Origin of the sequence: Falsiroseomonas sp. (assembly GCF_051859025.1) — a bacterium.
Taxonomy (GTDB): domain Bacteria; phylum Pseudomonadota; class Alphaproteobacteria; order Acetobacterales; family Acetobacteraceae; genus Falsiroseomonas.
In genome coordinates, this window is sequence record NZ_JBHYGL010000007.1 from 1 (window position 1) to 24,624 (window position 24,624).

A 24,624-nucleotide genomic window follows, 5' to 3' on the forward strand; every position below is an offset into this window, starting at 1 on the left:
CATCGCCGCGGCGGCGGCCGCGGAAGCCGAACGCGCGGCCGCGGCGGCGGCGGCGGAGAGCCAGCGCGTGGCCGCCGCCGCCGCCGCCGCCGCCGCCAGCGCCGCCAACACCGTCGGGAATGCCGCCAACACGGTGGCCAACGGCGCGGAGAATGCCGCGAACAGCGCCGCCAAGGCCGCGAGCAGCATCGGCCGGAGCGTCGGCCGGGCCTTCAGGTTCTGAGCGACGTTTCCCCGGCGCGATCCATGGTGGCGGCGAGGCGGCGCGGCGCCACCAGGCTATAGCTGCGCCGCACCAGGGCCGTGACCTCCGCCCAATCCGCGCCGCCCGCCAGCCGCATCCCCACCCAGCCCTTGTGGCCGAGGTAGGGGGGGCGGAAGAAGCGGTCGGGCGCGGCTTCCAGCAGGATCTCCTGGCTGCCCTTGGGCGCCTTCAGCCAGACGGCATCTTCCCGCACCAGGGCGAAGATCTTCCCCCGGATGCGGAAGGTCGGCGTCTCCCAGGTCTCGACCTCCTCGGCTTCGGGCAGGGAGAGGCAGATCCGTCGCAGGCGCGTGATCGGGGATGGGGCCATGCGGGCAATGATATCGCCGCCACACGGCGTGGTGAAACAGGCTGAAACGCGGCGCGCTTGACCCCCCGGGCTGGCCCGGCTGACGGTGCGGCCACCAACCGACCGGGTATCACCGCCATGCGCCGCACGCTGCTCGCCGCCCTGCTGGCTTTCACCGCATCGCCCGCGCTGGCGCAGGATCGGCCCACCTTGTACCCGACGCGCGATGTGGCCGTGACCTATCGCATCACCGGCTCCCAGGCGCGGCAGGCTGGTCCGATGCAATCCCTCACCATCGCCTGGCTGGCGGCGGCGCAGACCATGCGGATGGACATGGCGGGGATGGGCTACATGATCGCGGACCACCGCAACCAGCGCGGCTTCATGGTGGTGGAGCAGGCGCGGATGATCATGGATGTGCCGATGCAGCAGGCCCTGCAGCAATACGGCCCGACCGAGAGCGCCACCTATCGTCGCACCGGCACGGATACCGTGGCGGGCCTGTCCTGCACGGTCTGGAGCTTCGAGGATCGCGGCAACAACGGCACGGCCTGCGTGACGAATGAGGGTGTGATGCTGCGGGCCCAGGGGGGCGCCCAGGGCCAGTCCGGCGGGATGGAGGCGACGCAGGTGGCTTTCGGCGCCCAGGACCCCGCCCGCTTCGCCCGCCCGCAGGGCTACCAGTCCATGCAGGTTCCCGGCGGCGGCCAGATGCCGGTCGTGCGCCCGCCCGCCGGCGCCGTCACGAAGTAACCCGGCGGGGTCCGGGGGGCGCCACGCCCCCCGGCGGAGCCTTGCCCTTGTTCAGACCTTCGCGCGCGGATCGTGCTGCGCCAGGCGCCCCAGCAGGTATTCCACCTCCGCCACCGCCTTGGCGCTCAGTGTCCCGCCCGGCTTGCGCTGTGCGTCGCTGGCGATGATGCCGCGGCGCTTCATCACGTATTTCCGCACCGCCAGGCCGAGGCCGAATTGCTGTTCGTACCGGATCAGCGGCAGGTGGGCGTCGAACAGGTCATGCGCCGCGTCGCGCTGCCCGGCCTGGAGCTTGCCCACGACCTCCACCAGCATGTCGGGGAAGGCATAGCCCGTCATGGCGCCATCGGCGCCGCGCTCGACCTCGAAGTCGATGAACAACCCGCCATTGCCACAGAGAATGGAGATGGGGCGCAGCGAGCCATCGGCCTGCCAGGCGCGGAGCGTCGAGATCTTCTCGAGCCCCGGCCAATCCTCCGCCTTCAGCATGACGCAGGAGGGGTTTTCCGTGACGATGCGCTTGATGACGCCCGTCGTCATCTGCACCTGGAACAGCAGCGGATAATCCTGCAGCACGAAGGGAATGTCGGCGCCGATCGCCTCCACCGCCTGGCGGTAGTAGGTGACGATCTGGTCGTCGGTGCGCAGCGTGTTGGGCGGCGCGATCATCACGCCCGCCGCGCCGGCATCCATGGAACCCCGCGCCAGCGCGCGCATGGCGGCGAAGCCGGGGGCGGAGACGCCGACGACGATGGGGATGGAGGCGCGCTTGATCATGCGCGTCGCGATGGAGAGGGCCTCGGCCTGGTCCAGCTTCGGGGCCTCGCCCATCACGCCGAGGACGGTGATGCCGGTGGCGCCGGCTTCCATGAAGAAGTCCGTCATCCGGTCCGTGCTGGCTTCGTCCACGCGGCCGTCATCGTGGAAGGGCGTGGGGGCGATGACGTAGACGCCGCTGGCGGTGTGATCGAGGGCCATGGGGAGGTCGCTCCGCGAAGGTTCAGGACAGGGCTTGTGGCATCGGGACGCCGAGCTTGCCAGCCGGGCCCTCCAGCGCGGCCAGGATGCCGGGGGCCAGGCGCACGCCCTGCGCCACCGCATCGCGGCGGTGGGCGAGGCCGGATTCACCGGGCAGGCGGACTTTCCCGACACCAGGGCGGGGCGTGGCAGCGCGGCAGGCGGCGGCGGTATGGCCGGTCTGGCGCGTGAAGGCATCGATCCCCGCGAAGGCGTTGGGGTCGATGAGTTGCAGCAGCACGGAGGCCGTCTGCCCCTTCGGTTCATCGGCGCGGCCGTAGCCGGACAGGCCCTGGGTCAGGGCCTCATTCATCAGGGCCCAGGCATAGCCCTTCTGGCCATGGTCCATGCCACCCGCGGGCAGCAGGCTGCCGCCGGCCGACAGCACGGCGGGATCATTCGACGGATTTCCGTCAGTATCCTGCAGCCAATCCGCGGGGTAGCGCCGCCCCTGCCGCAGCAGCGTGTTGGCCATGTTGATGGTGGTGATGGAGGCGCTGACATCGAGCATCACGGGATCGCCGCCGGTCGGGAACCCCGCCGCGACGGGATCGGGCGACAGCACCGCCTGCCGCGCGCCATGCGGCGCCACGGCCTTGGCACCCGGTGCGGAGGAGTTCAGCACCAGCATGCAGCCGGCATCGGTCGCGCGGGTCAGATAGGCGGCGAGGCAGCCGATATGGTGGCTGTCGCCGATGGCGATGGTGACGGTGCCATAGGTGCCGACACGCTCCAGCGCCAAATCCAGCGCCCGGTGCACCAGCCAGGCGCCCGGCAGGCGACGGCCATTCCAGGTGACGCAGGCGCCGAGGTCCCGCACCACCTCCGGCCCGCCTTCCTTCCGCATGGTCCCGGCGGCCAGGTCATCGAGATATTTGGGCAGCAGCGCCAGGCCGTGCGTGACATGGCCGAGCAGGTCGGATTCGACCAGCGTGCGCGCCACCGCGCCGGCCTTGTCGGTGTCGAGGCCGGCGGCGTTGCAGAGCGCGGTCGCGAAGGCGACCAGGGCGGCCGGGTCGTGGCGGGGGGTGTCGGGCATGGGCGCGAGTCCTGGGGTTGGTTGCGCGGGCGATTCCGGGAAAGGCGCTGCCTTTCCCGGACCCTATCCGCCAGGAGGCAGAGCCTCCTGGACCATCGTCAATTGCCCCCGGTCCAGGGTCCGGTTGGACCCTGGCGAGGGGGGGTATCGGGGGGAGCAGCGCTCCCCCCGGGCTGCATCAGAACCCGAACAGCCGGGCGGGGTTGTCCACCAGGATCTTCTGGCGCGCCGCCCCGTCCGCCCAGTCGCCCAGCAGGTTGAACAGCTGCACCGAACCGACGAGATGCGCGAAGGACAGATGCGGGTAGTCGCTGCCCCAGATGATGCGGTCGGGCACCGCCTCCACCAGCGCGCGCGCCATCGGCGCGGCATCGGCATAGCTGGGCGGCGTCGCCATGCGGTAGGTGCCTGTGAACTTGGCGTAGCCCTGGACCTCGTCGCGCTTCAGCACGTCGATGAACGCGCGAAAGCCCGGCTGATCCGGGCCGTCCGACGAGAGAAACATGCCCATATGCGCCACGCTGAAGGGCACCTTCAGGCTGGCGAAGACGGGCAGCAATTCCGCTGTCATCCAGCCCGGGCCGAGGAAATCGAGGTGCCAGCCCAGTTCGTGGCACCGGGCCTCCAGCCGCCGGATGCGCGGCAGCATCTGGCGGGAGAAGCCATCGATGCGCGGCTTCACCGGCGAATAGTTGATCCGCACGCCGCGCACGCCGATCGCGTCCATCTCCGCCAGCACGGAATCCGGCACATCCTCATCCACATCGACGATGCCGCGGCACCGCGCGATGCCGACTTCGCGCATCGCATCCAGCATGCAGGCATTGTCGCGGCCATAGGCGCTGGGCTGGACGAAGACGAAACGCTCGATGCCGAGATGCCTGGCCAGGTCGAGGTAATCCGCCAGCGGGGCGTGCGGCGGCTTGTAGCGCAGCGGTTCCTCGGAGGCGTAGGGGTAGCGCCCTTCCTCCCCGAACACATGGAAATGCGCGTCGCAGGACAGCGGCGGGGAGGCGAAGGCGGGCGGGCCTTCCGCCTGGTGATCGAGCGTCATGATGTTCCTAGCCTGCCGTCACGCCGGCACGGGTGACGACGTCCTTCCACAGCGCCACTTCCCGCGCCAGATGCGCCTGCATCTGTTCCGGCGTGGAATGCACCGGCGTGGCGCCGGCGGCGGCGAAGGCCTCCACCAGGCGGGGCTTGCGCAGCGCCGTCGCGATTTCCGCATTCAGCCGCGCGACGATGTCCGTCGATGTGCCCTTCGGCGCGGCGATGCCCCACCAGTAGCTCATGTCATAGCGGGGCACGCCGGCCTCGATGAAGGTCGGCACCTCCGGCAGCGCGGGCGCGCGCTGGGCACCGCTGACGCCGAGGCCGAGCAGCGTGCCCTGCCGCACATGCGCCACGCCCGAGGCGAGGCTCGCGATCGCCATGTCCACGCGCCCGCCGATCACCTCCGCGATCGCGGCGGCGACGCCGCGATAGGGCACGTGCAGCATCCGCGTGCCGGTCACGTTCAGCAGCAATTCCATCGCCAGATGCGCCGAGGACCCCTGCCCGCCGGAGCCGAAGGAAAGCTCCCCCGGCCGTGCCCGCGCCATGGCCACGACCTCCGCCACCGTCTTCGCGCCGAGGGAGGGCTTCACCAGCAGGATGGAGGGGCTGTCCGCGATCCGGCTGACCTGCACCAGATCCACCAGCGGGTCATAGGGCAGCGCGGGATAGAGCCCGACCGACATGGCCAGGGAATTGTCCGTCAGCAGCAGGGTGAGTCCGTCAGGGGCTGATCTGGCCGCGGCGGTGGCGCCGAGCGTGCCGCCCGCGCCGCCCCGGTTTTCCACCACCACCTGCTGGCCCAGCTGTTCCGTCAGCTCCTGCCCCAGCAGGCGGGCGGAGGCATCGGTGAAGGAGCCGGGGGCGAAGGGGACGATGATGCGCAGCGGCCGGCCGGGCCAACCGGATTGGGCGAGCGCTGGGCGAGGCAGGAAGGGTGCGGCGAGCAGCGGCAGCAGGGTGCGGCGGTTCATTCTTCTGTTCCTCCCGATTGGCGGCCGATGGCCTGGCGCCAGCGTGCCAGCAGGCGCGCGCGGCGGGCAGGGTCCAGCAGTCGCGTAACATCATCATCCAGCGCGATCGGCGCGATGGGGCGCGGCGGCGGTTGCATCACGGGCCAGAAGCCGCCCTCCGCCAGCGCTTCCTGGCCTTCCGCCGACACCAGATGCGCCAGGAAGGCGCTGGCGGCTTCGGGGTTGGCGGCGCGCCTGGGGATGAAGGCCAGCCGCGCCACCGCCGGCGCCGGGGCGGCGGAAGGCGCGATCCGTGCGTGACCCGCGGCTTCCGCCCGCAGCGCATAGGCGCCGAGGACATGGATCGCGAGCTGCCCGCCATGATTGACCAGGGATGGTGCGGAGCCGCCCAGGGCCGGGCGGCAGGAAGCCAGCGCATCCAGCCCGGCCTCGAAATCCGGATCGTCCAGGCTGGCCGCCAGCAGGGCCAGGAAACCCAGGCCATTGGCCTCGATATCCGGCATCGCGACCTGGCCGGCGAAGCGGGCGGGGTCCGCGGCGATCAGCGCCGCGATCTCCCCGAAGGTGCCGGCGGGGGCCAGGGGGCCGCGCATCAGGGTGAAGACGGGCTCCCGCGTCGTCGCCAGCGCCAGGCCGCGCCAGTCGCAGCCCGCGGGCAGGGCGTGCGCCACGCCGTGGGGCCGGGCGTGGCCATCCAGCACCAGGCCCATCAGCTGGTCCATGGCGCTGGACCAGTAGAGGTCCGGCATGATGCCACCGGCGCCCCATTCGGCGAGGTAGCGCTGGTGCAGCGCGGTGGAGATGCCGAAGACGAAATCGACCTCCACGCCGGGATGCCGGGCGGCGAAGCCCGCCAGCAGCGTGGCGCAATAGGGCCGTTCCGCCGCGGAGAGGATGGTCATCCGCCCGCTCACCATGCGGCGTAATCCAGCCCCTGCGCGGGGCCGCGCGTCCGCGCTATACGCTTCGCGAAAATGGTCGTTCTCTCCCCCAATATGGGCCGACGCTATCCACGCCCCTTCGGATTGTCCAGCATGACGGGATTTCCTTCGGAAGACGCGCGCAGCGCCAGCAGCCTCGAAAAGATGCTGGGGTTGCTCGATGTCTTCACCACCACCGCCCCCGCCTGGTCGACGGAGGCGCTGATCCGCCATTCCGGCACCTCGCGATCCACCTGCTACCGCTACATCAAGGCGTTGCAGGCCGCGGGGCTGCTGACGCCGGTGGCGGGCGGGGCCTGGATGCTGGGGCCGCGGATCATCGAACTCGACCGGACCATGCGGCATTGCGACCCGGTCACGGCGGGCGGGGCGCCGCCGATGCAGCGCCTGGCGGCGGAGACGGGGCATACCGGGCTGCTCTGCCTGCTGTTCAGCGACACGGTGATGTGCGTGGGCGATGCCCCCGCCCCCGGCGCGCCGGAGGGGCTGTTCAGCCGCGGCATGCGCCGCCCCCTGTTCGCCGGGGCGGCATCCAAGGTGATCCTGGCGCATCTGCCGCCGCACCAGCTGCGCGCCCTGTTCGGCCGCCACCGCAGCGCCATCGCGGCCGCGGGGCTGGGCGAGGATTGGGAGAGCTTCCGCGCCACGCTGCGCGCGATCCGCGACGCCGGGCATTGCGTGACGCAATCCGAATTCATGCCGGGCATCATCGGCATCGCGGCACCGCTGTTCAACGCGGATCGCGGCGTGCTGGGCAGTATCGGCATCGCCGCCCCCATCGCCAGCGCGCCGGCCGCCACGCGCCCGCTGCTGGCGGAACGCGTGATGCAGGCAGCGCGGGAGGCCTGCGACGCCATCGCGGAACAGCAGCCCGTCGCCGCTCTGCCGGCCCGCGCGGTGGGGTGACTACGCGACGACCACCGGCGCCGTGATCACCAGGAACACCAGGTTGCCGAGGCCCGTGTTGTGGAGCGCATGCGGCACGGTCGGCGGGATGAAGACGTAGCTGTTCTTCCGGACGACGACCTTGCGGTCGCCGATGGTCAGCAGGCCCTCGCCCTCGATGAAGTGGTAGATCTGTTCCTTGGCATCATGGGCGTGCAGCGCGACATGGGCGCGCGGTTCGTAGGAGGAGATGCGGTAGTCGATCACCCGCGACCCGCCCTCCCCCGCCGCCACCAGGATCTTCGACAGCGCCCCGCCATGGTGGCCGGGGCTTTCTTCCCACAGCACTTCCGCGAGTTCGCGCAGAACCGCATCCTTCGCCACGGTCATTCCGCCACCTCGAAGCGCACATGCCGGGCGAGTTCCGCCCAGCGGTTCAACTCGCCCTCCAGATAGGCGCGCATCTGCTCCGGCGTGCCGCCCTGCGCCTCCACCCCGATGCCGCGGAACCGCTCCGCGATGGCGGGATCGCGCAGCGACGCCGCGACCGCCTGCTGGATGCGGTTGGCGATGGCGGGCGGGATGCCCGCGGGGCCCATCAGGCCGAGCCATTCATACAGCGCGAAGCCGGGGATCGCGGCCTCCGCGATCGTCGGCACCTGCGGCAGCGCGGCGCTGCGCGTGGCGCCGGTGACACCCAACGCGCGCAGCTGGCCCGCCGTGATGAAGGGATGCGCCGTGGGCAGCACGGCGAAGACGTAGGAAAGCCGCCCCGCGACGAGGTCCGTCATCACCTGCCCGCCGCCGCGATAGGGCACATGCACGGCCTGGATGCCGGCGGCGTGGTTGAACATCTCCGACGACAGGTGATTGCCGCTGCCATTGCCGGCGGAGCCGTAGTTCATCTGCCCCTGCTGCGCCCGCGCCAGGCTGATGAATTCCGCCACGCTGCGCGCCGGCGACGATGGGTGCACCACCAGCACCGTCGGCACCAGCCCGACCAGGCTGACCGGCGTGAAATCCGTGCGCGCGTCGTAGGGGATGGTGCGGAACAGCACGGGGTTGGCGGCCAGCGCCGTGGTGCCCAGCACCAGCGTGTGGCCATCCGGCGCGCTGCGGGCGGCGAAGCCGAAGCCGATCATCGCGGCGCCGCCCGGGCGGTTGTCCACCACCACCTGCTGGCCGAGTTCGTCCCCCAGCTTCGGCGCCAGGATGCGCGCCGCGATATCGGTGATGCCGCCGGGGCCATAGGGCACGACCAGCCGGATCGGCCGGTCCGGAAAGGCGGCCGCTGGGGAGATCATCGCCGGCAGGGACAACCCCATCGCCAGCAGCGCGCCGAGAACGAGACGCCGCATTCGTCGCTTCCTCCGTCCGGACTCTTGCCGGTTGGCGATGATTGGTCCCACGATGCGGGAGAAAATCAAGGGGGAAGCGCATGATTGACGAGCTGCGCATCTACACGCTGCGCCCCGGCGCCATGCCGCGCTACCTCGACCTCGCAGCCAAGGTCGCCGTGCCGGTGCGCGGCGACCGCCACGGCACCCTGCTGGGCTTCTGGTCGAACGAGGTCGGAAGCGCGAACAGCGTGGTGAACCTCTGGCGGCACGAAAGTTTGGAGAGCCGCCAGGCCGTGCGGAAGACGCTGGAGGCGCTGCCGGCCTGGCGGGAGCAATACCTGGCCGGCGTGCGCCCGCTGATGCTGCGGCAAATCGTGCGCTTCATGGAGGCGGTGCTGCCGCTATCCGCGCCCGCGACCCCCGGCCCACACCTGTACGAGCAGCGCCTGTTCCGCGCCCGCGCGGGCGAAGCGGGACGGCTGGCGGAGGCGCTGGCGCGGGATGCGGAGCCCGGGCAGATCGCGCTCTGGACCACCTTCGCCGGCCCGATCAATGAGGTGGTGCAGCTGCTGGCGCACCCCGACCCCGCGGCGCGCTTCACGCGCAGCCTGTGCGGAGAGAACGGCGCGATGGTGCGGCACGCCGCCATGATCGAGGAGGTCGAGAGCAGCCTGATGCTGGCGGCGGTGCATTCGCCGCTGCGGTGAGCTACCCCATCACGCGCTGCGCATCCCAGGCCGTGGCCTGGATGGAGGACAGCGCCGGCTTGCCGAAGCGCGCCGCCAGCCCGCCCAGCACCGCATGGGTCGGCAGTTGCGAGCAGCCGATGAAGAGGGCGTCGCAATCCTCCCCCATCGTCGCCTCCGCCAGCCCGCGAACCTCCTCCGCCGTGATGCGGCCGAGTGCGGCCACATCCGGCGCGCGGAAGGTCGCAAGCCGCTCCACCGCGATCCCGCCATCGGCGAGGAATTCCGACAGCTGGTCGTTCACCGCATCCTGGTAGGGCGTGACCACCGCGATGCGCCTGGCCCCTGCCGCCTGCAACGCCACCACCATCGCCCGCGCCGTCGTCACCACCGGCAGGCCGGTGACGCGGGAGAGTTCCGCCTGCAATTCGGCATCGCCCTTCGGCCCGCTGATGAAGCCCGCCGCCGTGCAGCCATAGGCCAGGATATCATGCGTGGTACTCGAAAAGTGCTGGGCGGCGAGGGCCACCGCGGCATCGCGATAGGCGGGCATCGTCTCCAGCGTCAGCAATCCCGCGCCGCGCGGGATGCCCACGCGCGTCACGGTGGAACCCTCCGGCAGCCAGGCCGCGAGCTCCCCTTCCATCGTCGTGTTGTTGATCGGCACCATCAGGCCGACGCGAAGGGCGCGCATCACAGGGCCTTCAAGGGATCGGGCGTGTTGTCCGGCAGCGGCGGCCGCGCCGTGTTCAGCACCATCGCCAGCATCGTGTAGTAGCCACACAGCGCCAGCAGATCGAGCACGCCGGCCCGGCCGAAGCGCGCCACGGCCTGGTCGTACAGCGCATCCGGCGGCGTGCCGTCCTTGTGCACGGCCACGGCGAAATCATGCACCAGCGACTGGTCGTCATTCATGTCGGCGGGCCGCTGGCCCGCCGCGATGGCGGCGATGATGGGCTCCGGCAGGCCCTCCGCGCGCGCGATGCGGGCATGGGCGAACCATTCGTACTGGCAGGTCCATTTGCGTGCCGTCACCAGGATCAGCAATTCCACGAGTGACTGCGTGATGCCCGTGCCGAAGCGGAGGTGTTCCCCCAGCGCCTGCACACGCATCGCGAGCCCGGGGTTGTGCATCAGCGCGAGGAAGGGCCCGCGCACGCTGCCGCGCGGCCCGCCGGCGATCGCGTTCGCGACCTCCTTCTGCGCATCGTTCATCTGATCCGCCGGGATGGCGGGGAACCGGACCTCGTTCATGCCGCGTGCTGCCTCGCCATGGGGTGGTTGAGTTCCGCCGCGGTCTGCACCGGGCGGGTGATGGAATGGGGCTGCTGCCGGATGTCATCGGGCAGGCTGCGCCACATCAAGGATCGCAATTCTCCGAAGACATGCGGCAGGCGCACCCAGCTCTCCCCGCCATCCGTGCTGCGGAAGACTTCCCCGAGATTGGTGCAGGTGAGGAGAAACATCGGATCGGCGGGATCGGCGGCGATGCACCAGACCGTGCTGTTCACGCCACCCGGCAGGCCCGCGTCTTCCCAGGTGCGGCCATGGTCGCGCGACCGCAGCAGAAACCCGTCATTCCCCGGCGGGCCGTTGCCACTGCCAAGGAACACGACCCCCGACCCATCCGCGCGCGGCGTCACGCCGCGGGTATAGGGCCAGGGCGTGGGCAGGTCCTGGATCACCCAGTTGGCGCCATCATCCTCGCTGCGATGCAGCCCGCGATTGGTGGTGGCCAGCATGGCCTTGCCGCCCCCGGGCAATGGCACCACCGCCAGCCCGTGCACATCGCCGGAAACAAGCCCGTTGCCCCGCTCCGACCAGGTCAGCCCGCGGTCGCGACTGACGAAGATGCTGCCGATCTCGACCGAGGCCCAGACCGTGCCCTCATCCACCGGGTCGAACAGGATCTGCGTGACGCGGGTCGGCCCCATGTTCTGGGTGGAGAATTCCGCGATGCCCGGCGCCGGCACCTGCGCCCAGGACTGCCCCGCATCGGTGGATCGCCAGAACCCGGCCGGCCTGGTGCCCGCGATCAGCACATCCGGGTCCCTGGGGTCGATCGCGATGGCCCAGACATCCTCCATCGATGCCCCGTCTTCAGGCATCGGCAATCTCGTGAAGCGCGCCGTGGCTTCGTCCCAGCGATAGACGCCCATATCGGTGGCGGCGAACATCCGCCCGGGGGTCGCGGGATGGGCGGCGAAGCCCCAGACGCGGGCTTCCAGATACATGCCGGAATGGCTGTTCGGATGCACCCAGCTCATGCCGAGGTCCTCGCTGAACCAGGCCGAATGGCCGGCCGTGCCGGCATAGAGGTATTTGGCGGCCAAGCGTTCCTCCGCGCGGGTCGTGCTTGACCCCTGGGGCGAATCAATCCCACCATACGAAAAACAATGTCAAGGCGGCCAGGCGCCGCACGGGAAGGAACCGTCATGAGGATCACGCGACGCGCCGTGCTGGGCGCTGCCTCGCTGCCGCTGCTGGCCGCCCCCCTGGCCGCGCCGTTGCGCGCCCAGGGTGGCTTCCCCCAGCGCCCGCTGCGCATCGTCATCGGCTTCCCGCCAGGCGGCGGCATCGACATCCTGGCCCGGCTGATGGCGCCGCACATGACCGCGCGCCTCGGCCAGCCCGTGGTGGTGGAAAACCGCCCGGGGGCCAATGGCCTGGTCGCGACCCAGGCCGTGCTGGGGGCGGAGGCCGATGGCCATACGATGTTCTTCGGCACCACCGGCAACCTCGCGGTGAATGCGGGCCTCTACCCCAATGCCGGCTTCGACCTGCTGCGGGACATGGCGCCGGTATCCCTGGTGGCGTCGCTGCCCTTCGTCATGGTGGTGAACCCTGGCGTCACCGCGCGGGACGTGGCGGAATTCATCGCGCTGGCCAAGGCGCGGCCGGGGACGCTGAACTACGCTTCCTCCGGCAATGGCGGGCTGCCGCATCTGTCCGGCGAATTGCTGAACGCGGCGGCAGGGATCAGCACCATCCACATCCCCTATCGCGGCAGCGCGCCGGCCTTCACGGATGTCATCGCCGGGCAATGCCAGTTCATGTTCGACGCGCTGGCCATCGCGCAGCCGCACATCGCCTCCGGCCGCGTCCGTGCACTCGGCGTCACCGGCCCCCGCCCCATGGCATCGCTGCCCGGCGTGGCCCCCGTGGCGGCGACGGTCCCGGGGTATGAGGTGGTGAACTGGTACGGGATGACGGTGCGCGCCGGCACGCCTGCCCCCATCGTCACCCGCCTGCAGGCGGAAATCGCGGCCGCGCTGGCGGTGCCGGAAGTGGCGGAACGCTCCGCCGCCCTCGGCCTCGACCTGGTCGGCAGCACGCCCGATGATTTCGCCACCTTCCAGCGCGCCGAGATCGTGAAATGGGGCGAGGTGGTGCGGCGCGGGAACATCAGGCCGGATTGAGGCCAGGCGCCGCGCCGCCGGGCTTCCAGCCGGAACGCTCGCTGCGGCTCAGTCCAGCCTGGCGCCGGTCTGGCGCACCGCCTCGCCCCAGACCCGCATCTCCTGGTCCAGGAACCGGGCGAAATCGGCGGGGCTGCTGCCGATCGCCTCGGCGCCCAGCTCCGCCAGCCTGGCGCGCAGGTCCGGCGCCTGCATCGCCAGGCCGAGTTCCACGCCCAGCCGCGCCACGATCGCGGGATCGGTGCCCGCCGGGAACAGCGCGCCCTGCCACACCGTCACGTCGAAGCCCGGCAGGCCGCTTTCCGCCACCGTGGCCACATCCGGCAGCGCCGGCGCGCGGCGGGCGCCACTCACCGCCAGGCCCCGCAGCTGCCCCGTCGCGATGCCAGGGGCGGAGGACAGCACATTGTCGAAGGCCACCGCGATGCGCCCGCCCATGATGTCCGTCAGTACCGCAGGGCTGCCGCGATAGGGCACATGCACCATGTCGATGCCGGCCTGGGACTTGATCATCTCCATCGCCAGATGCCCGGCCGTGCCATTGCCGGCGGAGCCATAGGACAGCGCCCCCGGCCGTGCCTTCGCCGCCGCGATCAGGTCGCCGAGGTTGCGCAGCGGCAGCGCCGGATCGGCGATCAGCACATAGGGCGCCGAGGTCAGCAGGGAGACGGGCGCGAAGCCCCGGATCGGGTCGAAGGGCAGGCTGCGGAACAGATGGGCGTTGTTGACGTGGCTGGGCCCGGTGATGAGCAGCGTATGCCCATCCGGCGCCGCCTTGGCCGCCGCATCCGTGCCGATATTCCCCGCGCCGCCCGGCCGGTTATCGATGACGAATTGCCGCCCGAGGCGTTCCTGCAACTTGGCGGAAACCGCCCGCGCCACGAGGTCCGCGCCACCGCCCGCGGCGAAGGGCACGATGACGCGCACCGGGCGGCTCGGCCAGGCGTCCTGCGCCAGGGCCTGCCGCATCAGGGCCGGCACCGTCAGGCCCGCCGCCAGCATCGTCCGCCTGGTCACCATCGCGCATACTCCTTGCATCCCAGCCCAGCCTAGTCGCCGCCGGGCGGCGGTTGCAATCGCCGCCCACCGCGGCAATGGTCGCCGCAGCCAGGGGAAGATGCATGGCCTTCGACGTTCTACCGGGTCTGGGTTCGCCGATGCGGCGGCTGGAAGATCCGCGCCTGCTGACCGGCGGCGGCCGCTACATGGCCGATGCGGCGGCACCGGGCGCGTTGCAGGCGGTGTTCCTGCGATCCCCCCACGCCCATGCCCGTGTGGTCGCGATCGATGCCGCGGAGGCCCGCGCCATGCCGGGTGTCGCCGCCATCATCACGGCGGAGGATACCAGGGCGCTCGGCCACAACCCCTCGGTCACCGAGATCAAGGATCAGGCCGGCCGCCGCCATATCGAGCCGCCCCGCCTGCCCATCGCCCCCGGCCGCGTCCGCCATGTCGGCGAGATCGTGGCGATGGTGGTGGCGGAGACGCTCGCCCAGGCGCGCGATGCCGCCGAGGCGATCATCGTGGAGTACGACCCGCTTCCCGCCGTGGTGCGCGGCGACGATGCGCTGCTGCCCGGCGCTCCCCTGGTGCATGACGAAGCCCCCGGCAATCTGGTCTGCGACTGGCACAAGGGCGATGCGAGCGCGGTGGACGCCGCCTTCGCCGCCGCCGCGCACATCGCGCGCGTGTCCTTCCGCTCGCCGCGCATCCTGGCAGGCTATATCGAGCCTCGCGGCGCGCTGGCGCAGTGGGAGGAGGCGGCGCAGCGCGTCACGCTGACCACGCCATCCCAGGGCGTGCACCTGCTGCATCGCATCCTTTGCGATCACATCCTGAACATTCCTCGCGATCGTTTGCGCGTGGTGACGGAGGATGTCGGCGGTGGCTTCGGCCCCAAGCTGCCGCCCTATCCCGAACAGGCGCTTTCCGTCTTCGCCGCCATGACGCTGAAGCGCGATGTGCGCTGGGTGCAGGATCGCAGCGAACACCATCTGGCCGATACCCATGCGCGGGACCTCGTCGCCACAGCCTCGCTCGCGCTCGATGCCGAGGGCCGCTTCACGGCGATCCGCGTGGAGGGCGTGGCGAATTTCGGCGCCTATGTCTCCACCGTGAACCCCACCATCCCGACCGGGGGGATGGCGAAGGTCATCACCGGCCTCTACGCCATCCCCGCCGCCCATCTTCATCTGCGCTGCGCCTTCACCCATACCGCGCCGGTCGATGCGGTGCGCGGCGCGGGCAAGCCGGAGGCGCTGGTGCTGCTGGAACGGCTGGTGGACCAGGCGGCGCGCGACACCGGACGCGATCCCGTCGCGCTGCGGCGCCTCAACCTGGTGGATTCATTCCCGCATGCGACGCCGCTGGGCTACCGCTACGACAGCGGCGATTATCCGGCGCTGATGGATGCGGTGCTGGGCCGCACCGGGGATGCCGGCTACGCCGCCCGCCGCGAAGCCTCCCTCGCCCGCGGCCTGCGCCGGGGCCGCGGCTTCGCCTGCCACCTGCACGGATCGGGCGGCTGGGGGACGGAGACCTCCGGCGTCACGATCCTGCCCGATGGCACGGTGGAAGCGCGCACCGGCACGCAGAGCCAGGGCCAGGGCCACGCCACCGCCTACGCCCAGATCCTCGCCGCGCGGCTCGGCCTGGACCCCACGCTGGTGCGCATCGTGCAGGGCGACAGCGACCGTATTGCGCGCGGTGGCGGCACCGGCGGTTCCTCCTCCACCATCATCTCCGGCGCCACCATGACCCGCGCCGCCGATACGCTGATCGAGCAGGGGCGCGATGCGGCGGCGGAGGCGCTGGAAGCCGCGCCCATCGACATCGTCTTCGAAGCCGGCGCCTACACCATCGCCGGCACCGATCGCCGCATCACGCTGCTGGACCTGGCGCAACGCATGGGCGGCATGGCGGCGAGCGCGGATTTCGCCGATACGGTGGAAACCTGGCCCACGGGCATCGCCATCGCGGAGGTGGAGGTGGATCCGGAGACCGGCGCGATCACGCTGGACCGCTTCGCCGCCGCCATCGATGCGGGGCTGGTGGTGAACCCGATGCTGCTCGGCGGGCAATTGCATGGCGGCTATGCCGCGGGCATCGGCCAGGCGCTGATGGAGGATGCGCGCTACGACGAGGACGGCCAGATGCAGGCCGCGACCTTGATGGACTACGCCATGCCGCGCGCCGGGGATTTTCCTGACCTGGATTGGGTTTCCGTGCCCACGCCCAGCCCCAACAACATCCTCGGCATCAAGGGCGTCGGCGAATTGCCGACCAATGGCGCCCCCGCCGCCATCGCCAATGCGGTGATCGACGCGCTGGCGGCGGATGGCGTGACGCATATCGAGCTGCCCATGACCCCCGCACGGGTCTGGGCAGCCCTGGCGGGGCGGCGTTAGCCAACAGCCGCGAGGAGCGACCAGCGGCCGACAAAGTCGGCCGAGGCCGCGAAGGCGGCCCGCCGCCTATGCGTCACGCCGCAGGCGTGCCTCCGGCACGACGAGCCAAGCGCGCGGAGCGCGCGCCCGTCATGCCGAAGGCGTGCCTCCGGCACGACGCCTGAGGGCATCAAAAAGCTAACGCTTCAGCCGCGCCGCCACCGCCGCGCCCGCCGCGGCGGTGCCGAGCTTGCCGCCGATGTCGCGCGTGCATTCGCCGGCCGCGATGGAATCGGCCATCGCCTGCTCGATCGCCGTGCCGGCCTCCACATAACGCGGCTCCCCCTTGCGGCGGCCGTGCCAGGACAGCAGCAGCGCGGCGGAGAGAATCAGGGAGGCGGGGTTGGCGATGCCCTGCCCCGCGATATCCGGCGCCGATCCATGCGCGGCCTGCGCCATCGCCGTCTCCGCCCCCGCATTCAGCGACCCGCCCAGGCCGAGGCTGCCCGACATCTCCGCCGTGAGGTCGGAGAGGATGTCGCCGAACATGTTGGTGGTGACGATGACGTCGAAGCGCGCGGGATTACGCACGACATGCGCCATCATCGCATCGACGATGATTTCCTCGAGTTCGATCCCGGGGTATTCCTGGCCGATCTCGCGGCAGCACTGCAAAAACATGCCGTCGCCGACGCTGAGCACATTGGCCTTGTGCACCGCCGTCACCTTGTTGCGACGACGCCCCGCGAGTTCGAAGGCGCTGCGCGCGATGCGCAGGCAGGCCGGGCGCGTGATCTTGCGGAGCGAGACGACAACATCCGGCGTGACCAGGATTTCCGCGTTGCCCGCTTCCATGTTGCGGTCGGCGTAGAAGCCTTCCGTATTCTCCCGCACCACCACCAGGTCGAACTGGCCGAGCCGCGCGGGCATGCCCGCATAGGTCCGCGCCGGGCGGATATTCGCGTAGAGGTCGAGCCCCTTGCGGAAGAAGGCGGAGGGCCCGACCTGCTTCGCATCGCCCTTCTTGTAGTCGAGGGTCGAGGTCGGCCCCATGACGAAGCCGTCGGCGGCCTTCACGCGGTCCAGCAGTTCCGGCTTCACCGTGGTGCCGTGCAGGCGGAAGCTCTCCAGCCCGACGATGTCATGCTCCATCTCGATGCCGAGCTGGAAGGCCTCCGACGCCGCGCGCAGCACGCCGGTGGTGGCTTCCGTGATCTCCGGCCCGATGCCGTCGCCGGGCAGCACGATGATCTTCATGGGGTTGGCCCTTCCTCGTTGTGCCGGTGGGTGCATCACGCCCCCCGCATGGGGTCAAGGGTGGGGGGTCAAGGGTGCCCAGGCGCGGCGGGGGCGCTATACTGGCGGGTAGCAACACGCCCGGGGCCATCGCATGACCAGTGACGCCATCCTTGCCGATCTCAGCGTGGTGGAGGTCTCGGCCTTCGTCGCGGCGCCGATGGGGGGCATGACGCTGGCGCAGATGGGGGCGGAGGTGATCCGCATCGACCCGATCGGCGGCAATATCGACCATGGCCGCTGGCCCTTGGCGCCGAACGGCAACAGCCTCTACTGGGCCAGCCTGAACAAGGGCAAGAAATCCGTCTGTCTGGCGCTGAACACGCCGGAGGGGCGGGAGATCGCGACGGCGCTGATCACCCAGCCCGGCGACAACCGCGGCATCCTGCTGACCAACCTGCCCGCCAGCGGCTGGATGAGCCATGCGGCGCTGGCGGCGAAGCGCGCCGACCTCATCATGCTGAAGCTGACCGGCAACCATGATGGATCGGGCGCGGTGGACTACACCGTGAATTGCGCGAGTGGTTTCCCGATGGCGACGGGGACTGGCGGGGATCCCGTGAACCATGTGCTGCCGGCCTGGGATGTCGCGGCGGGGCTCTACCTCTGCACCGGCCTGTTGGCGGCGGAGCGGGCGCGGAGGCGGGATGGCCAGGGGCGGGAAGTGTCCCTGGCGCTGTCCGACGTGATGCTCGCGACGGTCGCGAACCTCGGCTATGTCGCGGACTTCCAGGTGAATGGCGCGGTGCGGCCGCCCCTGGGCAACGATCTCTACGGCGCCTATGGCAAGGATTTCCCGACCAGCGACGGGCGGCGGATCATGATCGCCGCCATCTCCAACCGGCAGTGGAAGGCGATCAGCAAGGCGACGGGCCTTGGCGAGAAGATCGCGATGATCGGCCCGATGCTGGATGTGGACCTGGACGACGAAGGCGGGCGGTTCGAGGCGCGGCACGCGATCTCCGCCGTGCTGGCGCCGTGGTTCGCCAGGCGCACGCTGGCGGAGATCACCGCGGCCTTCGAGGGCAGCGGCATCCTCTGGGGACCCTACCAGGATTTCGGGCAGCTCGTGCGCGAGGATGCGCGATGCTCCCCCGCCAATCCGATGTTCGTGGAAATCGAACAGCCGGGAATCGGCCGCCTGCTGGCGCCCGCGATTCCCCTGAGCTTCGGCGGGCCCGCGGTGCGGTTGCCGCCGGTGCCGGCGCCGCGGTTGGGACAGGACACTGATGCGGTGCTGGCGGAACGGCTCGGCCTCACCATGTCGGCCATCGGAAAACTGCATGATGCCGGCATCGTCGCCGGCGCCAAGGATCACTGACATGGACGCGATGGTACGGATCGAGGCGCGGGACCTGCTGGCACAGGCCAGCGCCGGGCTGGTGGCGGCGGAACGGCTGGCCGATGTGGCGCGCCGCGAGGTCGCCGCGCTGGTGGCGCCCGCTGGCCGCGTGGATGCAGCGGCGCTGGAGCGGCACCAATTCGCCGCCCATGGCCTCGCCTGGGTCGCGACCTATGTGGAAGCGCTGCGGGAGACGCTGCGCTGGGCGGAACGGCTGCAGGAAGCCGGGCGCTTCACGCCGGTGGAACAGGGCATCCTGCATCTCGGTTTTGCCGAGTACCTCGCGCAGCTCGCGGGTGGCATCCCGATGAGCCAGGTGGAGATGGTGCGGCCGCAGGACCTCGGCGTCCCCACCGCCGATGTCGCGCGCTTCCTGGCGGAGCCCGCGCTGGCCGCGCTGTCCGATCCGCGCGCGCTGGAAGCGGTGCGGCACGATCTCGCGCTGTCGGCCGCGGAGGGGATGTATGGCGCGCCGCATCTCCAGGATGAATTGCTGGAAGCGACCTGGGACCAGTTCGTGAAGTTCGCTGCCGCCGAGGTCACGCCCTTCGCGCAGGGCTGGCATCAGCGGAACGACCTCATCCCGCTCGACCTCATCGCCAAGCTGTCGGAGATGGGCGTCTTCGGGCTGACGGTACCGGAGGAATTCGGCGGCCTCGGCCTCGGCAAGGTCGCGATGTGCCTGGTCTCGGAGGCGTTGAGCGCGGGGTATATCGGCGTCGGCTCGCTCGGCACGCGGTCGGAGATTGCGGCGGAGCTGATCCGCCTGGCCGGCACGCCGGAGCAGCAGCAGAAGTTCCTTCCTGGGATCGCGTCGGGCGAAATCCTGCCGACGGCGGTGTTCACGGAACCGGATACGGGCTCGGACCTCGGCAGCCTGCGTACGCGCGCGGTGCGGGATGGCGATGTCTATCGTGTGTATGGTGCCAAGACCTGGATCACGCATGGGTCGCGATCCGATGTGATGACGCTGCTGGTGCGCACTGACCCGAATTCGAAGGGCTACCAGGGGCTGTCGATGTTCCTGGCCGAAAAGCCGCGTGGATCTGAAGAAGATCTGTTCCCGGCGAAGGGAATGGCGGGGACGGAGATCCATGTCCTCGGCTATCGCGGCATGCGGGAATACGAGATCACCTTCGATGGGTTCGAGGTACCGGCTTCCGCTTTGCTCGGCGGGGTCGAGGGGCGCGGCTTCAAGCAGCTGATGGAAACCTTCGAGAGCGCGCGCATCCAGACGGCGGCGCGGGCACTCGGCGTCGGGCAGAATGCGCTCGAACTCGCGGTGTCCTATGCGAAGGACCGCCGGCAGTTCGGCAAGGCGACGCTCCATTTCCCCCGCGTCCACGGCAAGATCGCCTGGATGATGGCGGAGACGATGATGGCCCGGCAGCTCACCTACTTCTCCGGCCGCCAGAAGGATGCCGGGCGCCGCTGCGATATCGAGGCGGGGATGGCCAAGCTGCTGGCCGCGCGCGTCGCCTGGTCCAACGCCGACAACGCGCTGCAGGTGCATGGCGGCAATGGCTACGCGATCGAATACCCGATCAGCCGTGTGCTCTGCGACAGCCGCATCCTCAACATCTTCGAGGGTGCCGCGGAAATCCAGGCGCAGGTGATCGTGCGCGGCCTCCTCGGCCGCATCAACTGAAGGACCGGCCTTGATGGAACAGGTCACACTCGGCGGCACGGGCATCGCCATCGCGCCGCTGATGTTCGGCGGCAATGTCTTCGGCTGGACGGCGGATGAGGCGATGTCCTTCCGCCTGCTGGATGCCTTCGTCGATGCCGGCTTCAACGCCATCGACACGGCGGATGTCTATTCCCGCTGGGTGCCCGGCCATGTCGGCGGCGAGTCGGAAACGATCATCGGCGCCTGGCTGAAGGCGCGCGGCAGCCGTGGCCGGGTGATGATCGCGACCAAGGTCGGGATGGAGTTGGCGCCGGATCGCACGGGCCTGTCGCCACGCTGGATCACGCAATCCGTGGAGGATTCGCTGCGGCGGTTGGGGACGGACCATATCGACCTCTACCAGGCGCATCGCCCTGATCCTTCCGTAGCCATCGCGGAGACGCTCGGCGCCTTCCAGCGCCTGATCGAACAGGGGAAGGTGCGCGCCATCGGCGCATCCAACTACGACGCCACGCAGCTGGGGGAGGCTCTGGACGTCGCGGAGGCCCACGGCCTGCCGCGCTACGAGACCCTGCAGCCCAAATACAACCTCATGGATCGCGCGGAGTTCGAGGAGGCGCTGCAGCCCCTCTGCGTCGCGCGCAACGTCGCCGTCATCCCCTTCTACGGCGTCGCCGCGGGCTTCCTGACGGGCAAGTACCGGAATGCAGCGGATATCGAGGGTCGCCCGCGCGCCAAGGCGCTGGCGGCCTATGCGAATGACCGCGGATGGCGCGTGATCGCGGCGCTGGATGCCGTCGCCCAGCGCATCGGCGCGGCGCCGGTGGAGGTCGCCATCGCCTGGCTGCGTACCCGCCCGGCGCTGGCGGCGCCTATCGCCAGCGCAACCTCGCCGGAGCAATTGGCGGCGCTGCTGCGTGGCGCGACGCTGGCGCTGGATGCCGATGCCATCGCCACGCTGGATGCCGCCAGCGCGCCATGAACCGCCTGCCGGTCTCGATCCTCACCGGATTCCTCGGCAGCGGCAAGACGACGCTGCTGGCCCGCGCGCTGCGCGACCCCGCCATGGCGGGCACGCTGGTGCTGGTGAACGAGGCCGGGGAGATCGCGCTGGACCATCTGCTGCTGGAAGCGGTGGAGGAACAGGTGGTGGCGCTGCCCAGCGGCTGCCTCTGCTGCGTCGTGCGGGACGACATGGCCCGTGTGCTGGGGCGCATCGCGGCGCAGCGGCGGGATGGAGCATTGGCGTCGGTGACGCGGATCGTGGTGGAGACCAGCGGCCTCGCCGACCCCGCGCCGCTGCTCTACACCCTGGCCGCACTGCCGGCGCTGGAACGCGATTTCCGCGTGGATACGGTGGTGACGCTGGTGGATGCCATGCATGGCAACCGCGTGCTGGACCGCCACGCGGAATCGGCGCGGCAGGTGGCGATCGCGGACCGCATCGTGCTGACGAAATGCGACGTGACGGAACCGCCGGATGCGCTGCTGGAACGGCTGCGCGGGCTGAATGCGGCGGCGGAACTGCTTCGATCCGATACGCACGACGACCTGCCCGCGCTGCTGTTCCGCGATGCCTGGCATGGTGATGGCCGCCGCGGCGGCTGGTTCCGCTGCGATCCCGTGGCGCCGGCGCATGGCGACGGGATCGCCACCCATTCGCTGGTGCTGACGCAGCCCCCCACGCGCCTGTCCTTCGCGAGGATGCTGGGCCGCCTGGCGGCGGAGCGCGGGGAGGATCTGCTGCGCCTCAAGGGCCTGGTGGAATTCACCGACCAGCCCGGCGCGCCCGTGCTGATCAACGCCGTGCAGCACACGCTCTACACGCCCGAACGACTGCCCGCCTGGCCGAGCGAGGATCGCCGATCGCGCCTCGTCGTCATCGCGCAGGACATGAACCGCGCCGAATTGCTGGACCGCTTCGCCGAAGCCGGTGCCGCTTGAGACAGGAATGCCCGCGATGTTCGACACGCTGATCACCGGCGGCACCGCCGTGCTTCCACAGGGATGCCTCGCGGCCGATATCGGCATCAACGGCGAACGCATCACCCAGATCGGGGAGGCCGGGTCGCTCGCCGCCATCGGCGCGCAGCGCGTCATCGATGCGACGGGCCAGTTCGTCATCCCCGGCGGCATCGACCCGCATGTGCATTGCGCCTGGCCGCTGATGCTCCCGGGCGAGACGGAGATGAAGGTCAGCGCCAGCGCGGCCCATGTCAGCCGCGCCGCGCTGTTCGGCGGCACGACGACGCTGCTGGATTTCTGCGTGGTGCAGCCTGGCGACAGCATCCCGGACGCCATCACGCGTCGCGACAAGGATTGGGTCGGCGCCTGCCATGCCGACTACGCCTATCACCTGATGCTGCAAGGCAATGTCGCACCGCACACCCTGGCCGAACTCGGCGATGCGATCCGGGCCGGCCACAGCACGGTGAAGATCTTCACCACCGACATCACCCCCTCCCGCCGCGGCCGCATGATCCCGCATGGCTCGATCTGGGAGATCCTGAAGGTCACCGCGAAGGAAGGCGGCCTCGCCGTCATCCATGCCGAGGACAATGACCTCGTCATGCACATGTATGAGAAGCTGATGCGGGAGGATCGCATGGGCTTCGAGCATATGGCTGAGGTGCATTCCTCGCTGTCGGAGGACCTCTCCTTCAACCGCGTGATCCGCCTGGCGGAGAATGTGGAACACGCGGCGATCTATATGATGCACATCTCCGCGAAGACGGGGATCGAGGCGGTGGAGCGGTCTCGCGCCAAGGGCTTCCCGGTGTATGGGGAGACGCTGCAACTGTACCTGCTGGCGACGCAGGAGGATTACCGGCAGCCCGACGGGCAGATGTATCATACCTATCCCTCATTGAAGGCGCCGGAGGACCAGGCCTCGCTCTGGGCCGCGACGCGCAGCGGCGGCGTGTCCTGCATCGGCACGGATGGCATCTGCTGCCCGAAGAACCAGAAGACGCAAGGCGTGCGGGTGGATGACGTAACGGGCGGGAACGTCACGGTGGAGCCCCGCCTCGGCCTCATGTACACCCATATGGTCACGAAGCGCGGCTATTCGATGGAGGAGTTCGTGGCGCTGACATCGACGAATGCGGCGCGCATCATGGGCCTCTATCCCCGCAAGGGCGTTCTGGCGGTGGGGTCTGATGCCGATATCGTGCTGCTGGACCCGACGCCGCGCATCCTCTCCGCCGCCACGCTGCATGAAAGCGACTACACGCCGTGGGAGGGGTGGGAAGTGACGGCCTGGCCGAGCCTGACCATGCTGCGCGGCAAGGTGATGGTGGAAGGCGATCGCTTCCTGGGCGATGCCACGGATGGACGCTGGCTGCCGCGTCGCATCGCGTCGGACATGCTGCGGTGCCCCGCGCTTTGACCCTCGCCGCCATCATCGCGCTGATCGCGCTGCTGCTCGGCGGCGGCTGGCTCTACACGCCGGACAAGCCGAGAGCGGAGTTGGAAGCGCAATACGCACGGCCGGCGGATTTCCTGCCCGTGGCGGGGCTGCGGCTGCATGTGCGGGATACGGGCCCGCGCACGGCGCCGCCCGTGATCTTCCTGCACGGCTTCGCCTCCTCCCTCCATACCTGGGAGGATTGGGCGAAGGTGCTGGAGAGCGAGTTCCGCGTCATCCGCTTCGATCTGCCGGGCTTCGGGCTGACAGGGCCGGACCCGACGGGCGACTATACCGATGCACGCAGCATGGCCGTGATCACCGCCCTGATGGACCATCTGGCCCTGCCGCGCGCCAGCATCGTCGGCAGTTCCATGGGCGGGCGCATCGCCTGGACCTTCGCCGCGACGCACCCCGCGCGCGTCGATCGCCTGGTGCTGATGGCGCCCGATGGCTTCGCGAGCCCCGGCCGCGGCTATGGCACCACGCCCTCCGTGCCCTTCATCGCGCGCGTGCTGCCCTACACCCTGCCGGACATGCTGCTGCGGCCGAGCCTGGCGCCCGCCTATGGCAATCCCGCGGTGCTGACGGACGCCGTGCTGGCGCGCTACCGCGACATGCTGCTGGCACCCGGTATCCGGCAGGCGATCCTGGACCGCATGGCGCAGGGCGCGCTGGTGGACCCCGTGCCGCTGCTGCGAAGGATCGAGGCGCCGACCCTGCTGTTCTGGGGCCAGGCGGATGCGATGGTGCCCGTGGCCAACGCCGCCGACTACACCGCCGCGCTGCGCGACAGCCGCGTCGTGACCTTCCCGGGCATCGGCCATGTGCCGATGGAGGAAGCGCCGGCGGAGACCGTCATTCCGTTGCGGGATTTCCTGCGCCGCTGATACGCTGGCGCAA

At 70.2% G+C, this 24,624-nt stretch carries 25 protein-coding genes; 12 read left to right on the forward strand and 13 right to left on the reverse strand.

Features of this window, described 5'->3' with window-relative positions; all coding sequences use genetic code 11:
• The coding region (locus ACTIE5_RS09130) for a hypothetical protein (protein ID WP_439549387.1) at window positions 1-223 on the forward strand (223 nt) is incomplete at its 5' end.
• On the opposite strand, the gene ACTIE5_RS09135 is transcribed toward ACTIE5_RS09130, so the two are convergent.
• Window positions 213-575, reverse strand: coding sequence for an MmcQ/YjbR family DNA-binding protein (locus tag ACTIE5_RS09135; protein ID WP_439549388.1), 363 nt, complete (start codon window positions 573-575; stop codon window positions 213-215). The genes ACTIE5_RS09130 and ACTIE5_RS09135 overlap by 11 nt on opposite strands.
• 117 nt (window positions 576-692) lie before the next feature.
• Here ACTIE5_RS09135 and ACTIE5_RS09140 point away from each other — a divergent pair, with 117 nt between their 5' ends.
• Window positions 693-1,307: a DUF4412 domain-containing protein gene (locus tag ACTIE5_RS09140; RefSeq protein WP_439549389.1), complete on the forward strand. Its 615-nt coding sequence runs from the start codon at window positions 693-695 to the stop codon at window positions 1,305-1,307.
• Window positions 1,308-1,358: 51 nt separating this feature from the next.
• Here ACTIE5_RS09140 and ACTIE5_RS09145 read toward each other — a convergent pair whose 3' ends face one another.
• From ACTIE5_RS09145 to ACTIE5_RS09165, 5 genes are all read right to left on the reverse strand, one after another.
• Window positions 1,359-2,285, reverse strand: a complete 927-nt coding sequence (locus ACTIE5_RS09145) for a dihydrodipicolinate synthase family protein (RefSeq protein ID WP_439549390.1) — start codon at window positions 2,283-2,285, stop codon at window positions 1,359-1,361.
• A gap of 22 nt (window positions 2,286-2,307) precedes the next feature.
• A complete protein-coding gene (locus ACTIE5_RS09150) occupies window positions 2,308-3,363 on the reverse strand; it encodes an Ldh family oxidoreductase (protein WP_439549391.1) in 1,056 nt (351 codons plus the stop codon).
• Window positions 3,364-3,541: 178 nt separating this feature from the next.
• The gene (locus ACTIE5_RS09155) at window positions 3,542-4,417 is read right to left on the reverse strand and encodes an amidohydrolase family protein (RefSeq protein ID WP_439549392.1); all 876 of its coding nucleotides are present in this window, start codon (window positions 4,415-4,417) and stop codon (window positions 3,542-3,544) included.
• Window positions 4,418-4,424: 7 nt separating this feature from the next.
• On the reverse strand, window positions 4,425-5,390 hold the full coding sequence (locus ACTIE5_RS09160; protein WP_439549393.1) for a tripartite tricarboxylate transporter substrate-binding protein: 966 nt from the start codon (window positions 5,388-5,390) through the stop codon (window positions 4,425-4,427).
• A complete protein-coding gene (locus ACTIE5_RS09165; RefSeq protein ID WP_439549394.1) occupies window positions 5,387-6,292 on the reverse strand; it encodes a substrate-binding domain-containing protein in 906 nt (301 codons plus the stop codon). Before ACTIE5_RS09165 ends, ACTIE5_RS09160 begins: the two co-directional genes overlap by 4 nt.
• 132 nt (window positions 6,293-6,424) lie before the next feature.
• Between ACTIE5_RS09165 and ACTIE5_RS09170 the strand changes: the two genes are divergently transcribed.
• Window positions 6,425-7,237 (forward strand): IclR family transcriptional regulator, encoded by an 813-nt coding sequence (locus ACTIE5_RS09170; protein ID WP_439549395.1) that lies wholly within the window; start codon window positions 6,425-6,427, stop codon window positions 7,235-7,237.
• Here the strand turns inward: ACTIE5_RS09170 and ACTIE5_RS09175 are convergent, their stop codons facing one another.
• Window positions 7,238-7,606: a cupin domain-containing protein gene (locus tag ACTIE5_RS09175; RefSeq protein ID WP_439549396.1), complete on the reverse strand. Its 369-nt coding sequence runs from the start codon at window positions 7,604-7,606 to the stop codon at window positions 7,238-7,240.
• Complete coding sequence (locus ACTIE5_RS09180) at window positions 7,603-8,574, reverse strand: Bug family tripartite tricarboxylate transporter substrate binding protein (protein ID WP_439549397.1); 972 nt, start codon at window positions 8,572-8,574, stop codon at window positions 7,603-7,605. The genes ACTIE5_RS09175 and ACTIE5_RS09180 overlap by 4 nt, the downstream gene beginning before the upstream one ends.
• Window positions 8,575-8,654: 80 nt before the next feature.
• On the opposite strand from ACTIE5_RS09180, the gene ACTIE5_RS09185 reads away from it, so the two are divergent.
• Window positions 8,655-9,263: an NIPSNAP family protein gene (locus tag ACTIE5_RS09185; protein ID WP_439549398.1), complete on the forward strand. Its 609-nt coding sequence runs from the start codon at window positions 8,655-8,657 to the stop codon at window positions 9,261-9,263.
• A 1-nt stretch (window position 9,264) separates the two neighbouring features.
• Here ACTIE5_RS09185 and ACTIE5_RS09190 read toward each other — a convergent pair whose 3' ends face one another.
• Genes ACTIE5_RS09190 through ACTIE5_RS09200 form a run of 3 tightly spaced genes read right to left on the reverse strand, consistent with a single transcriptional unit; the run spans window position 9,265 to window position 11,575 of the window.
• The gene (locus ACTIE5_RS09190) at window positions 9,265-9,936 is read right to left on the reverse strand and encodes a maleate cis-trans isomerase family protein (protein WP_439549399.1); all 672 of its coding nucleotides are present in this window, start codon (window positions 9,934-9,936) and stop codon (window positions 9,265-9,267) included.
• Window positions 9,936-10,496, reverse strand: a complete 561-nt coding sequence (locus tag ACTIE5_RS09195) for a carboxymuconolactone decarboxylase family protein (RefSeq protein ID WP_439549400.1) — start codon at window positions 10,494-10,496, stop codon at window positions 9,936-9,938. The genes ACTIE5_RS09190 and ACTIE5_RS09195 overlap by 1 nt, the downstream gene beginning before the upstream one ends.
• Window positions 10,493-11,575: a WD40/YVTN/BNR-like repeat-containing protein gene (locus ACTIE5_RS09200; protein WP_439549401.1), complete on the reverse strand. Its 1,083-nt coding sequence runs from the start codon at window positions 11,573-11,575 to the stop codon at window positions 10,493-10,495. The genes ACTIE5_RS09195 and ACTIE5_RS09200 overlap by 4 nt, the downstream gene beginning before the upstream one ends.
• Window positions 11,576-11,677: 102 nt before the next feature.
• Here ACTIE5_RS09200 and ACTIE5_RS09205 point away from each other — a divergent pair, with 102 nt between their 5' ends.
• On the forward strand, window positions 11,678-12,661 hold the full coding sequence (locus ACTIE5_RS09205) for a Bug family tripartite tricarboxylate transporter substrate binding protein (RefSeq protein WP_439549402.1): 984 nt from the start codon (window positions 11,678-11,680) through the stop codon (window positions 12,659-12,661).
• Between the two features lie 48 nt (window positions 12,662-12,709).
• On the opposite strand, the gene ACTIE5_RS09210 is transcribed toward ACTIE5_RS09205, so the two are convergent.
• On the reverse strand, window positions 12,710-13,681 hold the full coding sequence (locus ACTIE5_RS09210) for a tripartite tricarboxylate transporter substrate binding protein (RefSeq protein ID WP_439549403.1): 972 nt from the start codon (window positions 13,679-13,681) through the stop codon (window positions 12,710-12,712).
• A 101-nt stretch (window positions 13,682-13,782) separates the two neighbouring features.
• Here ACTIE5_RS09210 and ACTIE5_RS09215 point away from each other — a divergent pair, with 101 nt between their 5' ends.
• The gene (locus tag ACTIE5_RS09215; RefSeq protein WP_439549404.1) at window positions 13,783-16,068 is read left to right on the forward strand and encodes a xanthine dehydrogenase family protein molybdopterin-binding subunit; all 2,286 of its coding nucleotides are present in this window, start codon (window positions 13,783-13,785) and stop codon (window positions 16,066-16,068) included.
• 177 nt (window positions 16,069-16,245) lie between these two features.
• On the opposite strand, the gene ACTIE5_RS09220 is transcribed toward ACTIE5_RS09215, so the two are convergent.
• On the reverse strand, window positions 16,246-17,304 hold the full coding sequence (locus ACTIE5_RS09220) for an isocitrate/isopropylmalate dehydrogenase family protein (RefSeq protein WP_439549405.1): 1,059 nt from the start codon (window positions 17,302-17,304) through the stop codon (window positions 16,246-16,248).
• Between the two features lie 133 nt (window positions 17,305-17,437).
• Between ACTIE5_RS09220 and ACTIE5_RS09225 the strand changes: the two genes are divergently transcribed.
• From ACTIE5_RS09225 to ACTIE5_RS09250, 6 genes are read left to right on the forward strand one after another with little or no spacing between them, the layout of a single operon-like run.
• Window positions 17,438-18,664, forward strand: a complete 1,227-nt coding sequence (locus tag ACTIE5_RS09225) for a CoA transferase (protein WP_439549406.1) — start codon at window positions 17,438-17,440, stop codon at window positions 18,662-18,664.
• A 1-nt stretch (window position 18,665) separates the two neighbouring features.
• A complete protein-coding gene (locus ACTIE5_RS09230; RefSeq protein WP_439549407.1) occupies window positions 18,666-20,333 on the forward strand; it encodes an acyl-CoA dehydrogenase family protein in 1,668 nt (555 codons plus the stop codon).
• Window positions 20,334-20,346: 13 nt separating this feature from the next.
• A complete protein-coding gene (locus ACTIE5_RS09235) occupies window positions 20,347-21,297 on the forward strand; it encodes an aldo/keto reductase (RefSeq protein ID WP_439549408.1) in 951 nt (316 codons plus the stop codon).
• Window positions 21,294-22,259, forward strand: a complete 966-nt coding sequence (locus ACTIE5_RS09240; protein WP_439549409.1) for a CobW family GTP-binding protein — start codon at window positions 21,294-21,296, stop codon at window positions 22,257-22,259. The genes ACTIE5_RS09235 and ACTIE5_RS09240 overlap by 4 nt, the downstream gene beginning before the upstream one ends.
• A gap of 16 nt (window positions 22,260-22,275) precedes the next feature.
• Window positions 22,276-23,703 (forward strand): amidohydrolase family protein, encoded by a 1,428-nt coding sequence (locus tag ACTIE5_RS09245; protein ID WP_439549410.1) that lies wholly within the window; start codon window positions 22,276-22,278, stop codon window positions 23,701-23,703.
• Entirely contained in the window at window positions 23,688-24,611 is a 924-nt protein-coding gene (locus tag ACTIE5_RS09250) for an alpha/beta fold hydrolase (RefSeq protein WP_439549411.1), read from the forward strand. Before ACTIE5_RS09245 ends, ACTIE5_RS09250 begins: the two co-directional genes overlap by 16 nt.
• The last annotated feature ends 13 nt before the right edge of the window (window positions 24,612-24,624 follow it).